Here is a 12,781-nt window from a genome sequence, read left to right on the forward strand (position 1 = left end):
TTATATAAAGCAAAATTTATCTAATCAAATTAATTTGTTAGAAGCAAAAACACATTTTTCTAATCTAATACAACGTGTACAAGATGGAGAACAAATTACTATTTGTAAGCATAATACATCGGTTGAAAAAATCATACCTATAATACAAAAACCAAAAACCAAAGCAGAAGATATAGTAAAAAAGTTTGCTGAATTTAATAAAGGTAAAACACTAGCACCATATACTATAAAAGAACTCATTACGGAAGGTCGTAGATGAATCAAAAACCTTTTATATTAGATTGCTCAACAACTATGTCTTGGTGTTTTAAGGATGAATTTAATGAATACTCAAAACTTACACTAAATTATTGTAATAAATTCACATTCATAGTACCACCCCTTTGAAAGCTTGAAATAACTAGTGCATTATTGATAGCAGAAAAACGATCTAGAATAAATATAGCTGATTCAACCAGGTTTATAGACTTGTTAAATACCTTACCTATTAATATTTCAGACTTATCCTTTTCCACATACGAACTTATAAATGTAGCTCGTAATAATAATCTTACTTCTTATGATGCAGCTTATTTAATGCTCGCCATGCATGAAGAACTTCCCATGGCTACTAACGATAAAGCGTTGATCAAAGCATGTCACAATAATGGTGTTCCACTATTAAACATTTCAAACAAAAGTTGCTAATCTAAATAAAACCTATTACATTAGAGACATAATGTATTGTGATAGGAGTGAGGGTAGAGCCTAATAAAAGGTAAGACGACGAACAACCTGCTACATGCGTTCAAATCAGTTTACTATATATGGAGTTAATTTATGACAGACCCTTATGTTGAATATGCGATAGCTATCTTACCAAACTCTGAAGTAGCACAAAAATTTACAGACATAAATACAAAACTTACTAAACAACTAGTACCGCAAGGGCTTGTGCATCAACATAATAAATGCCATGTTACATTGTACCATGGTGTATATAACTTTCTGGATTTACCAAAAATCTCTACTAAATTAGCAGATATAGCTTATAACACAAAAAATATCACATTAAATTTTAAGAATGATATAATAGTTGTTGGACCTGATAGATGGATTGATATAAATATTAAGCGTTTTGATGAAAATGATAAGGTCAAGAAAGATTATGAAACAATATGTGATTTGCATAATAAAGTAGTTGATACATTTAATGAATATCACAAGCGTCCACTTGAAAGAGCAAGCAATACTCTCGAAACACTTAAGCCCAAAATTGAAGCACAAGACGAAAATGCCTTAAAAATAGCTCAGCAAATTGAAAAATATGGCGTTTCAGGTGTTAAAGAATTATATAACCCACATACTATAGCATAAATCATTAAGATACTGACAATTTAATAGTATTAAAAATAGCATCATAAAATGTTTCAAAATCTCCTACAACTTTCCTAATTTCATTTTTTATCTTAAACCAGTAATGCTCTATAGGATTTAAATCAGGAGAGTAAGTTGGTAAATACAATATGGTACAACCAACGGATTCAATGAACTCTTTAACTTTAGAATTTTTATGAAAATTAATGTTATCCATAATAACGGTTTGCCCAGGTTGTAATTCTGTAATTAATACATCCCTAATATAAGTTTTAAAGACCTCTGTATTACAATTACCTTCAAATATTACAGGAGCAATAAGATTACCATTACAAAGACCAGCTATCATACTTATTCTAAATTTATGTTGATACACCTTTTCTCCATAACACCTTTGTCCTATAATGCTCCATCCATACTCTTTGCAAGCATTATCCTCTATTCCAGATTCATCAAGATATACTAATTTGTCTTTTGTGATGGTTTGTATCTTTGCTATAAATTCATTTCTTAATTTAATATCTCTTTTCGGATGAAAATGAGTTTTTTTATAGCTATAGCCAAGTTTTCTGATTTGTCTTAAAATAGTTACAGATGCAATATTACCCCATTGCTTTGCTAACTCCTTTGATGTTTTATTCATATTAGCTTTAAAAAATTCTTTAAAAGATTCTGAATCTTTTATCTTATGACTATGTCCTTTCTGATAACCAGTTGCTGCTTCTAAAGTACCTTGCTTATCTTTTAATTTTTTCCATTTATATATAGTATCACGACTTACATTAAATAATTTACTTACCTTACTTATTCGTATCCCTGCTTCTACAGCTTTTATAACTCTTAGTCTTAGTTCTATTGCATATGCTCGTGCCATATCTCTTTACATGCTTGTTAATATTTGCTTACTATAACATGATACTCTCGCTCTGTCAGTACCTTAATGACTTATGCTATACAATATGGTATCAATGGCCTACAAATCCCGCCCTTAACGATGCTGCGAATAGTGTAAAAGGTAAGGTTAGTGATTTTTCTTGTGATGCATTAGCTTTAGTTTTAGGAGAACTAGGATTTTGAAAATTCAAGGACTAAGTAGAACAAAACCTATAAATTTTCTGCCCAAATTTCATTGGGGGTTTTATAACCAAAAATCTTTCTTGGCATGTTATTTAAAATCTCAGCAATATTGTCAAGACCTCTTTGTGTAACGGTTGTAATATCTGTATTTTTAGGTAAAATTCTATGAATCATAGAATTCATTTTCTCCACTAGTGCTTTTTGTCTAGGGCGGTATGGATCACAAAAGAAAGTTTGAAACCCAGATAGTCTATAAGCAAGATGCCCTACAAACTCTTTGCCATTATCCATAGTAATAGTCTTTCTAACACTACTTGGCAGCGTTTTGATCTTTTTTAAAAACCCAGTGGTAACTGTTTTAGCTCTCTTGGAGTTATTCAGCACTAAAATAATCTTTTGACTCTTTTTATCCACCAGCACACCGATATTCATACTTTGATTACCTTTATGAAATGTAAGATCTGCCTCAAAATTCCCTACTTCTACCTTTTTCGTAGCTATTGCATCACGCTGATGTATTGAGATCCTTTGTGGTATAATGATCCTTTGACGCCTCTTCCCTCTTTCTTGCCTTTTATATCTTTTAGAAGGTAAATAGCTATATAACTTTAATTTAGCTGCTACTGCAGAAGTGTAAACAAATCTATATATACTTTCTGTACTGATACACAAAGCTGTATTTTTGTCTAGTTTTAACTTTCCGGCTATAGCATCCGGCGACCATTTCTTGCGAATCATAGCATTTTTAATATAATCTAACAACATAGGGTTCTTTTCTATTTTTAATAACTCTTGCTGATACATCCTGTTTTCATATTTTTCCTGAGCAACACAAGGCATATACTTATCTTTTACCTTATTTCTTTTTAGCTCCATACTAATAGTGCTTTTAGACCTCGTAAGATGTTGTGCTATCTTATTAATACTGACTCCTAGGTCATACATTCTTTTTATCTCATATCTCTCTTCTCGAGATAAGTGTCTATATTTTCTGTTCATCATTACCTATTTAAAATCTTATTATTTTAAATAGGTTCTGTTCTACTTACTTATAGTATTTTCATTTAACGGAAATATAGAGAGCCTTTATGCTGTTTTTCCTTTAGATCAAGATTTTACTGTAGAACAAGCGATAGAACTTGCTGCAAAAACTAACCTTGACTGGTAGCATTCATAAATTTTCTTAAAAGATTATGGAAATTTCTAAATCTTCTATTATACTTAAATCATAATAATATAAATAAACGATTATCATGGCTTTAATAAACATAAAAGCACCAGAAAATATAATATTAAAACCGCGTATTACAGTTTTTGGTGTTGGGGGTGCAGGTAGTAATGCAGTAAATAATATGATTGGTGCTAATCTGCAAGGAGCTAATTTTGTAGTAGCTAATACTGATGCACAATCATTAGAATATTCTCGTTGTGAAAACAAAATACAACTTGGTCTCTCTACAACTAGAGGTCTTGGTGCTGGAGCTGCCCCTGAAGTTGGAGCAGCAGCTGCACAAGAATCAGAAAACGAAATTCGCAATTATCTAGAAAATAGTAACATGGTGTTTATTACAGCAGGCATGGGCGGCGGTACTGGTACTGGCTCTGCACCAGTTATTGCACGAATTGCTAAGGAACTTGGAATTCTAACAGTTGGAGTAGTAACTAAGCCTTTTCATTTTGAGGGTGGGCATCGTATGAAAACTGCCGATAAAGGAATTATAGATTTACAACAGTGTGTTGATACTTTAATCGTGATACCAAATCAAAACTTATTTCGTATTGCCAACGAGCAAACTACTTTTGCTGATGCTTTTAAAATGGCAGATGATGTACTGCATGCAGGGGTCAGAGGCGTCACGGATTTAATGATTATGCCAGGTCTTATCAATCTTGACTTTGCTGATATCAAAGCTGTTATGAGCGAAATGGGCAAAGCTATGATGGGTACAGGCGAGGCTAGTGGTGAGGATAGAGCTACCAAAGCAGCAGAATCTGCAATCTCTAATCCATTACTTGATCATAGTTCAATGTGTGGTGCTAGAGGTGTATTAATTAATATTACAGGCGGACCAGATATGACTTTATTTGAAGTCGATAACGCTGCTAATAGAATTAGAGAAGAAGTAAATAATAAAGATGCTAATATTATTTTTGGTTCAACATTTAATCCTGAGCTAAAAGGGATTATTAGGGTTTCAGTTGTTGCAACAGGCATTGATGCAGATAAAATACCGCTTTATAAACCTGTTAATTCTAGTGCTACAGACTCATCTACCGAAGAAGATGAGGAGACAAAACTTAGAACTCAGTCTACTCAAGGAGATCAACCTGTTCATATTGAAGAAATTCCTAATTTTAACAGCTATAGTAACGACGAAGCAGAAATTGCTGACTCTCAAGACCAAGCCCCTAATCCAACCAACGATGATATGGAACCAAGGGTAAGTCTTACTAATGATGCTGGAGAAACTCCTAAATCATCTTTCTTTGTAAGGATGTGGGGGTCACTACGTACACAAAATAATAATCAAATTCCGGAACGAAAAAATGTTGTTGTTAGTATGCCCGATGAAGATACTAAAGAATCTGACATTCACGATATACCAGCTTTTTTAAGAAAGAAAAGAGATTAAAATATCATTCTCACTTAAGGGTCGTGGATCGAAAAACATTCTAGGTGTCACCCCGTGACTCGTTCTATAGTACCGGACAGTTTAAAAAAAGTGTTATATTTTATTCAGATGTAGGTGACCTTATATGTTATTCCCGTGGAGGTATTGTTGCGTGGATACCAAATCGTCTGAGCTACGCGACTGTAAGGAGCGTGGCAATCCAGAAAAAAATAATAAAAAATGTTATAAAGTTAGCATTTTTTACTGGATTACTTCGTAATTTCCTCCTAATGACGACTCTCGATCCACGCAACAATGCTTTCCCGCGGAAGCAGGAATGACATATAATAATAACTGTCCGGTACTATAGACTCGTTCACTAGGTGACGAGAAAACTTAATCCACATAAGACTTAAGCTAGGAATGACATCACAACTATCCCAAAGGAGTAAATCATATGAAAATTATATCATTTTTTATACTATGCTTTCTTAGTACTAATTTATTAGCCGATAATAATAGATCACTAAAGGATATTGCACCCTACCCTAAACCTCTTAGCGATCAAAAACGTTATGTAATTTACTTACCTAATAAGCCTAATGAAGAAAATTTAAAAGTAAAATTGCAAGCTATAGCATAAGTCATTAAGGTACTGACAGAGCGAGAGTATCATGTTATAGTAAGCAAATATTAACAAGCATGTAAAGAGATATGGCACGAGCATATGCAATAGAACTAAGACTAAGAGTTATAAAAGCTGTAGAAGCAGGGATACGAATAAGTAAGGTAAGTAAATTATTTAATGTAAGTCGTGATACTATATATAAATGGAAAAAATTAAAAGATAAGCAAGGTACTTTAGAAGCAGCAACTGGTTATCAGAAAGGACATAGTCATAAGATAAAAGATTCAGAATCTTTTAAAGAATTTTTTAAAGCTAATATGAATAAAACATCAAAGGAGTTAGCAAAGCAATGGGGTAATATTGCATCTGTAACTATTTTAAGACAAATCAGAAAACTTGGCTATAGCTATAAACAAAACTCATTTTCATCCGAAAAGAGATATTAAATTAAGAAATGAATTTATAGCAAAGATACAAACCATCACAAAAGACAAATTAGTATATCTTGATGAATCTGGAATAGAGGATAATGCTTGCAAAGAGTATGGATGGAGCATTATAGGACAAAGGTGTTATGGAGAAAAGGTGTATCAACATAAATTTAGAATAAGTATGATAGCTGGTCTTTGTAATGGTAATCTTATTGCTCCTGTAATATTTGAAGGTAATTGTAATACAGAGGTCTTTAAAACTTATATTAGGGATGTATTAATTACAGAATTACAACCTGGGCAAACCGTTATTATGGATAACATTAATTTTCATAAAAATTCTAAAGTTAAAGAGTTCATTGAATCCGTTGGTTGTACCATATTGTATTTACCAACTTACTCTCCTGATTTAAATCCTATAGAGCATTACTGGTTTAAGATAAAAAATGAAATTAGGAAAGTTGTAGAAGATTTTGAAACATTTTATGATGCTGTTTTTAATACTATTAAATTGTCAGTATCTTAATGATTTATGCTATACAAAGGAGACAATGAAAGATTGTAATCATGTCTGGTTTGGCGGTAGGCTAGAAGAAAAAACTTTAGAAGGATGGGGATATAATTATTACGTAATAGATAAAGTTGATGACCATCCTGCTAGTACAATGATGGCATGCCCAAACGTAAAAGCAACTATGCAACCGGTTAATATAGTTTTAAAAGATGAAGCATTTATACGATATAATAGCAAATTACCTATTGTAATCTATGCTCCAAAAGATGTTAAGTTACAGTATGTTATATGGAATCAAGATGATACAATTAATGATGTAAAAGAAGAATAGATAAAACTAAATTTATATTCAAGGTGGGAACCGCTTTCCACCTTGAATATTCATTATTTTAAAGCTTCTTTGAAGAATCGTATTTATACGATTCTTCAAAGAAAAGAAATTTACTCCTCTTCAACAGCCTCGACTTCTATAACCTCCGGTACGAAATGTTTCAGCATCGATTCAATGCTATTTTTTAAAGTAATAGTAGAGTTAGGGCAGCCAAGGCATGCACCACGTAATGCTAACTTTACTACACCATTTTCAAAACCTTTATAAATTATATCACCACCATCTTGTGCAACAGAGGGACGCACTCTTGTCTCAATAATCTCGATGATTTGCTTCTCTATGTCTGAAAACTCTTCAAGGTTTACATCATCTACTTTAGCACTTTCTTCAAATACTGGAAAGCCCGCAACGAAATGATCCATAATAACCATTAAAACTTCCGGCTTTATCGCTTGCCAATCACTTTCAGCTTTTTTAGTAACAGTTATAAAATCACTACCAAAAAATATTGATTTAACATTATTAATATTAAATAGCGATTCTGCAATTTTGCTTTTTCCTTTTACTTCAGCACGCTCACTAAAAAATATAGGCTGAGTACTTATTTCCTTTCCAGGAAAAAACTTTATTGCATCAGGATTTGGGGTATCTTCAGTTTGAATAAACATAGTAAAATTACTTTAATAAATTTGCTTGTTATTATAACTTACTAGGGCTATTTTTACAATATAATATGTGAGCAATAAATTTTAAGTCAAAACTTACGCTATGTTTGGTTCTAAATATCGTAAAGATGGAGAACGCAGCTGTTGTTGCATATAGTCATCTAAAAGCCCTAACTTTATTTGGTAAACCGTTTTACCGATTGTATTTGCAGTCCTTTTGAGAAATGCCCAAACTAAAAATACACAACTAATATGATTACGTTGAATACGCTGTTTCCTGCATTAACAACGTTCTATCCCAGTAAGTTGCTTAATTTCTCTGTGCATGCTCTCAATTACCCATCGAAAGCCACACTCATCTTGTGCAGCTTTAGAAGATTTGTGAGTTTTGTTATTGGTAACAACATACTCAACTCTGTTGGTAGAAACAGTAAATTTAAACAAATTAACATGCTTATTTTTAGCAAAGCCTTTTATATGAATCTCTACTCCATGCCTGATCTCTTCATCTGAAAATGTCAACTCTTTTACAGCTTTATAAGGTTTAGAATCGTGCATTTTACTAACGTTTCTATTGGCTTTAATAGGGGCATAATAATATTTCCCCAGAGAGTCAACATGTTGCATAATTTTGTGTGTAGAATACCATGTGTCAAAAAGTACTGTTTGAAAAGGAATCTTCTTGCTATAAACAGCATTATTTAACATGTTTAATAGGTGTTCTAGTTTTGTTGCTCCATCATGATCAGGTGCAAAAATTCGATAATCTATTACCCAAAACTTATTAATATCAGGGTTATAATATACCAGACTCACTACTCCTATACCTTTAGTAACTCTACCTGTAGCTCCACTGTACTGCGATCTTGCAATTTCTATTTGCTTCGTATTCCTTTTATTTAAAACCGTATCATCAAATATTGTATATCCATTAGATGAAAAAATAACATCATTCTTGATGTGTTCCCATAACAAAGAAGGTGTATATTTTTCATTCCTTAAAAATCTATTAATAACATCATGACTACATTTCTTTGCATGTTCAGCGTAGTAGGTTAAACTATAATTCTTTTGGCTAACTATTAAAAATTGACAATAATCTGTCCTATTAATTGGTATTGCTTGCAACTTTATCCTCTTTGACATGTTTAATTATTTTTACAATAATTTATCACTTTTTTACTCATAGCGTAAGTTTTGAAGTATTAAATATATGAACATTAAATTAGATTCTTACGAACAAGATATTGAAGATAATTTTGAAAAGCAGCAAAAAATTGATGATCCAGCCCTGATTACATTACTTCAAAAAGCTGCAAAAGCACACATTGATAAAAAAAATCTATATACTGAAGATACTTCAAAAGTTGGTAAGTCAAATAAGTAGTGAGCCTGTGCAAGCAGTATATATAGCATAAGTCATTAAGGTACTGACAGAGCGAGAGTATCATGTTATAGTAAGCACATGAAAATGCAAGGACTAAGTAGAACAAAACCTATAAATTTTCTGCCCAAATTTCATTGGGGGTTTTATAACCAAAAATCTTTCTTGGCATGTTATTTAAAATCTCAGCAACATTGTCAAGACCTCTTTGTGTAACGGTAGTAATATCTGTATTTTTAGGTAAAATTCTATGAATCATAGAATTCATTTTTTCCACTAATGCTTTTTGTCTAGGGCGGTATGGATCACAAAAGAAAGTTTGAAACCCAGATAGTCTATAGGCAACATGCCCCACAAACTCTTTGCCATTATCCATAGTAATAGTCTTTCTCACACTATTTGGAAGAGTTTTTATCTTTCTTAAAAAACCATTGGTAACTGTTGTAGCTCTCTTGGAGTTATTCAGCACTAAAATAATCTTTTGACTCTTTTTATCCACCAGTGCACCAATATTCATACTTTGATTACCTTTATGAAATGTAAGATCTGCCTCAAAGTTCCCTACTTCTACCTTTTTCGTAGCTATTGCATCACGCTGATGTATTGAGATCCTTTGTGGTATAATGATCCTTTGACGCCTCTTCCCTCTTTCTTGCCTTTTATATCTTTTAGAAGGTAAATAGCTATATAACTTTAATTTAGCTGCTACTGCAGAAGTGTAAACAAATCTATATATACTTTCTGTACTGATACACAAAGCTGTATTTTTGTCTAGTTTTAACTTTCCGGCTATAGCATCCGGCGACCATTTCTTGCGAATCATAGCATTTTTAATATAATCTAACAACATAGGGTTCTTTTCTATTTTTAATAACTCTTGCTGATACATCCTGTTTTCATATTTTTCCTGAGCAACACAAGGCATATACTTATCTTTTACCTTATTTCTTTTTAGCTCCATACTAATAGCGCTTTTAGACCTCGTAAGATGTTGTGCTATCTTATTAATACTGACTCCTAGGTCATACATTCTTTTTATCTCATATCTCTCTTCTCGAGATAAGTGTCTATATTTTCTGTTCATCATTACCTATTTAAAATCTTATTATTTTAAATAGGTTCTGTTCTACTTATAGCATAAGTCATTAAGGTACTGACAGAGCGAGAGTATCATGTTATAGTAAGCAAATATTAACAAGCATGTAAAGAGATATGGCACGAGCATATGCAATAGAACTAAGACTAAGAGTTATAAAAGCTGTAGAAGCAGGGATACGAATAAGTAAGGTAAGTAAATTATTTAATGTAAGTCGTGATACTATATATAAATGGAAAAAATTAAAAGATAAGCAAGGTACTTTAGAAGCAGCAACTGATTATCAGAAAGGACATAGTCATAAGATAAAAGATTCAGAATCTTTTAAAGAATTTTTTAAAGCTAATATGAATAAAACATCAAAGGAGTTAGCAAAGCAATGGGGTAATATTGCATCTGTAACTATTTTAAGACAAATCAGAAAACTTGGCTATAGCTATAAACAAAACTCATTTTCATCCGAAAAGAGATATTAAATTAAGAAATGAATTTATAGCAAAGATACAAACCATCACAAAAGACAAATTAGTATATCTTGATGAATCTGGAATAGAGGATAATGCTTGCAAAGAGTATGGATGGAGCATTATAGGACAAAGGTGTTATGGAGAAAAGGTGTATCAACATAAATTTAGAATAAGTATGATAGCTGGTCTTTGTAATGGTAATCTTATTGCTCCTGTAATATTTGAAGGTAATTGTAATACAGAGGTCTTTAAAACTTATATTAGGGATGTATTAATTACAGAATTACAACCTGGGCAAACCGTTATTATGGATAACATTAATTTTCATAAAAATTCTAAAGTTAAAGAGTTAATTGAATCCGTTGGTTGTACCATATTGTATTTACCAACTTACTCTCCTGATTTAAATCCTATAGAGCATTACTGGTTTAAGATAAAAAATGAAATTAGGAAAGTTGTAGGAGATTTTGAAACATTTTATGATGCTGTTTTTAATACTATTAAATTGTCAGTATCTTAATGATTTATGCTATACCATCTGTTAAACTTTTTATTACTCGTATTCTTAAATCGTATGAATATGCCTTTGCCATAAGTTTTTCATTTAGTATAATCCAACTCATACTATAAGTCACTACCTTATCGCATTAAGCTATAGCAGCATGATATATGCTATTTCTAGAGCTTTAATGTATGTAATTACTTCATTCGGGATTATATATCTAACTAAATATTTTGGTCAGTATGGGTTATTTATTGTTATGGTACCATTACTTGTGACTTGTATGTTTGGTCTTAATCATTTTCAGGAATTGGAAAAGAAAGCTGGTTATTTGTAAATTACAATTTATAATTATTTAGAAATTTATAACATATGTTACTAAACTTTTCTTCAATCTCGTAACATTCTAAATGTATAGCAGAAACTAAAAATTTTCTTAGTGTTTCTTTAATTATCTTATAAGCTTTTCAGGGGACTTAGATTCTAAAGTTTGTATGTTATGAATACGATCAAATAGTTTTATAAGTACAGTATCATATCTTTTTTGTTTGATGAGTAAATTAAGACTTTCTTCGGCACTTATTTTTCCAGTAGGTTTAACTCTGGTTAGACCTTCTACATGCTTTGCAACTTCTGCACCAAAAATCTCAGTAATCATTGCTTCAGTAAGCTCGGTATCCTCAATAGTATCATGAAGTAATGCTGCTTGTAGCATAATAGCGTTGTAAAGCTTTGAGCATCATACGCTACAAATTCTGCAAGCATTATAGTTACTTCAATAGGATGGGAATAGTACGGGTCACCTGATTGACGCATTTGCAAGCCATGATATTTACGAGCGTAATAAATACCTTTTTTGACTTTATCAAGATCTATAGGATTTTTTACTTTGGCGTTTAAATCCCCAATTTTATCAAGAAGTTTTTTAGCATATTCACAAATTTCAAATTTTTCTTTCCAGTAGTTTAAATCTTCAATAAAAATTATTTATATAGTAATATTAATTGTTTCATAAAATAGATTCATATTTTTTAGGTTAGCAAATAGTCCACTAGAATTGGCTTCGCTTGTATGGCTTTAAAAAGGCACTCAATGTCATTCCGTGGCTTGACCACGGAATCCAGAAAAAATAATAAAAATACTAATATTATTAATATTTTTTAACTGGACCTAGTTAGCAAGCCAGGGGTTGACAAAAAAAACTGTTTCATACAAGCAAAATCGTCTTAAAGGACTCAAAACCTAAAGTTTGTTAATAGAATTAAGGACTGTCTCTAAGATCATACTAGCTGCTACTGCGTCATCATTATTATTACGCTCTTTTCGTTTAATACCGAATGATTTGAGAAAATTATTTGCGGCTTTTGTAGTGAGTCGTTCGTCTTGTAGATATATAGGTAAATTTATAGATTTTGTCAATTCTTCGGCAAATTTTATTACTATAGCTGATTGCTCTGTCTGCATTCCGCTCATATCAATAGGCAAGCCTATTACAATACCGCAAGCTTTATATTGTTCAATTTTATCAAGTAAAGAAGCTATGATCGCTTTTTTACTTGCTTCAGTGATAATATTTAGCGGCATGGCTATATTACGTTCTTGATTAGATATAGCAACACCTATTTTTTTGCTGCCGTAATCAATAGAGATAAGAGGTGCATTCGGTAATAAAAGCCGATAAAATTCTTGAAGATTATTTATGATCATGATAGGTTGTG

General features: G+C 31.8%; 15 protein-coding genes and 3 pseudogenes. 10 read left to right on the plus strand and 8 right to left on the minus strand.

Annotated features, from left to right (window positions below):
* Window positions 1-4: 4 nt before the first annotated feature.
* A complete protein-coding gene (locus tag AAGD55_RS08290) occupies window positions 5-259 on the plus strand; it encodes a type II toxin-antitoxin system prevent-host-death family antitoxin (RefSeq protein WP_341792563.1) in 255 nt (84 codons plus the stop codon).
* Between the two features lie 88 nt (window positions 260-347).
* Here the strand turns inward: AAGD55_RS08290 and AAGD55_RS08295 are convergent, their stop codons facing one another.
* On the minus strand, window positions 348-515 hold the full coding sequence (locus AAGD55_RS08295) for a hypothetical protein (protein WP_341791128.1): 168 nt from the start codon (window positions 513-515) through the stop codon (window positions 348-350).
* Window positions 516-819: 304 nt separating this feature from the next.
* Here AAGD55_RS08295 and AAGD55_RS08300 point away from each other — a divergent pair, with 304 nt between their 5' ends.
* Window positions 820-1,356, plus strand: coding sequence for a hypothetical protein (locus AAGD55_RS08300; protein WP_341791129.1), 537 nt, complete (start codon window positions 820-822; stop codon window positions 1,354-1,356).
* Between the two features lie 4 nt (window positions 1,357-1,360).
* Here AAGD55_RS08300 and AAGD55_RS08305 read toward each other — a convergent pair whose 3' ends face one another.
* Window positions 1,361-2,230, minus strand: a complete 870-nt coding sequence (locus AAGD55_RS08305; protein WP_341791130.1) for an IS630 family transposase — start codon at window positions 2,228-2,230, stop codon at window positions 1,361-1,363.
* A 38-nt stretch (window positions 2,231-2,268) separates the two neighbouring features.
* On the opposite strand from AAGD55_RS08305, the gene AAGD55_RS08310 reads away from it, so the two are divergent.
* A complete protein-coding gene (locus AAGD55_RS08310) occupies window positions 2,269-2,433 on the plus strand; it encodes a hypothetical protein (RefSeq protein WP_341791131.1) in 165 nt (54 codons plus the stop codon).
* A 27-nt stretch (window positions 2,434-2,460) separates the two neighbouring features.
* On the opposite strand, the gene AAGD55_RS08315 is transcribed toward AAGD55_RS08310, so the two are convergent.
* Window positions 2,461-3,435 (minus strand): IS30 family transposase, encoded by a 975-nt coding sequence (locus AAGD55_RS08315; protein WP_341791132.1) that lies wholly within the window; start codon window positions 3,433-3,435, stop codon window positions 2,461-2,463.
* 251 nt (window positions 3,436-3,686) lie between these two features.
* Here AAGD55_RS08315 and ftsZ point away from each other — a divergent pair.
* The 5 genes and pseudogenes from ftsZ to AAGD55_RS08335 form a co-directional block, all read left to right on the plus strand.
* Window positions 3,687-4,683 (plus strand): annotated as a pseudogene (ftsZ, locus tag AAGD55_RS08320) (cell division protein FtsZ); the annotation flags it as partial.
* Window positions 4,684-4,922: 239 nt separating this feature from the next.
* Window positions 4,923-5,066 (plus strand): annotated as a pseudogene (locus tag AAGD55_RS12425) (cell division protein FtsZ); the annotation flags it as partial.
* Window positions 5,067-5,502: 436 nt separating this feature from the next.
* Window positions 5,503-5,688 carry an ecotin family protein gene (locus tag AAGD55_RS08325; protein ID WP_341791134.1) on the plus strand — a complete coding sequence of 62 codons (186 nt, stop codon included), beginning with the start codon at window positions 5,503-5,505 and terminating at the stop codon, window positions 5,686-5,688.
* Between the two features lie 71 nt (window positions 5,689-5,759).
* A protein-coding gene (locus AAGD55_RS08330; protein ID WP_341791135.1) for an IS630 family transposase occupies window positions 5,760-6,630 on the plus strand; the annotation gives its coding sequence in 2 pieces (ribosomal slippage) (window positions 5,760-6,086 and window positions 6,088-6,630; 870 coding nt in all).
* Window positions 6,631-6,655: 25 nt separating this feature from the next.
* The gene (locus AAGD55_RS08335) at window positions 6,656-6,949 is read left to right on the plus strand and encodes an ecotin family protein (RefSeq protein WP_341791136.1); all 294 of its coding nucleotides are present in this window, start codon (window positions 6,656-6,658) and stop codon (window positions 6,947-6,949) included.
* Between the two features lie 110 nt (window positions 6,950-7,059).
* On the opposite strand, the gene AAGD55_RS08340 is transcribed toward AAGD55_RS08335, so the two are convergent.
* The gene (locus AAGD55_RS08340) at window positions 7,060-7,617 is read right to left on the minus strand and encodes a NifU family protein (protein WP_341791137.1); all 558 of its coding nucleotides are present in this window, start codon (window positions 7,615-7,617) and stop codon (window positions 7,060-7,062) included.
* Between the two features lie 279 nt (window positions 7,618-7,896).
* The gene (locus AAGD55_RS08345) at window positions 7,897-8,760 is read right to left on the minus strand and encodes a transposase (RefSeq protein WP_341791138.1); all 864 of its coding nucleotides are present in this window, start codon (window positions 8,758-8,760) and stop codon (window positions 7,897-7,899) included.
* Between the two features lie 67 nt (window positions 8,761-8,827).
* On the opposite strand from AAGD55_RS08345, the gene AAGD55_RS08350 reads away from it, so the two are divergent.
* The gene (locus AAGD55_RS08350) at window positions 8,828-9,001 is read left to right on the plus strand and encodes a hypothetical protein (protein WP_341792610.1); all 174 of its coding nucleotides are present in this window, start codon (window positions 8,828-8,830) and stop codon (window positions 8,999-9,001) included.
* A 109-nt stretch (window positions 9,002-9,110) separates the two neighbouring features.
* On the opposite strand, the gene AAGD55_RS08355 is transcribed toward AAGD55_RS08350, so the two are convergent.
* Window positions 9,111-10,085 (minus strand): IS30 family transposase, encoded by a 975-nt coding sequence (locus AAGD55_RS08355; RefSeq protein WP_341790996.1) that lies wholly within the window; start codon window positions 10,083-10,085, stop codon window positions 9,111-9,113.
* A 125-nt stretch (window positions 10,086-10,210) separates the two neighbouring features.
* Here AAGD55_RS08355 and AAGD55_RS08360 point away from each other — a divergent pair.
* Window positions 10,211-11,081 (plus strand): IS630 family transposase gene (locus AAGD55_RS08360; protein ID WP_341791139.1). Its coding sequence is split into 2 segments (ribosomal slippage): window positions 10,211-10,537 and window positions 10,539-11,081, totalling 870 coding nucleotides; the frame shifts between segments, so codons are not numbered across the junction.
* A 320-nt stretch (window positions 11,082-11,401) separates the two neighbouring features.
* Here the strand turns inward: AAGD55_RS08360 and AAGD55_RS08365 are convergent.
* A pseudogene (locus AAGD55_RS08365) lies at window positions 11,402-12,041 on the minus strand (HD domain-containing protein).
* 264 nt (window positions 12,042-12,305) lie between these two features.
* Window positions 12,306-12,770, minus strand: a complete 465-nt coding sequence (ruvX, locus tag AAGD55_RS08370) for a Holliday junction resolvase RuvX (protein WP_341791140.1) — start codon at window positions 12,768-12,770, stop codon at window positions 12,306-12,308.
* Window positions 12,771-12,781 lie beyond the last annotated feature (11 nt).

The organism is Rickettsia endosymbiont of Gonocerus acuteangulatus, assembly GCF_964026435.1.
Taxonomy (GTDB): domain Bacteria; phylum Pseudomonadota; class Alphaproteobacteria; order Rickettsiales; family Rickettsiaceae; genus Rickettsia.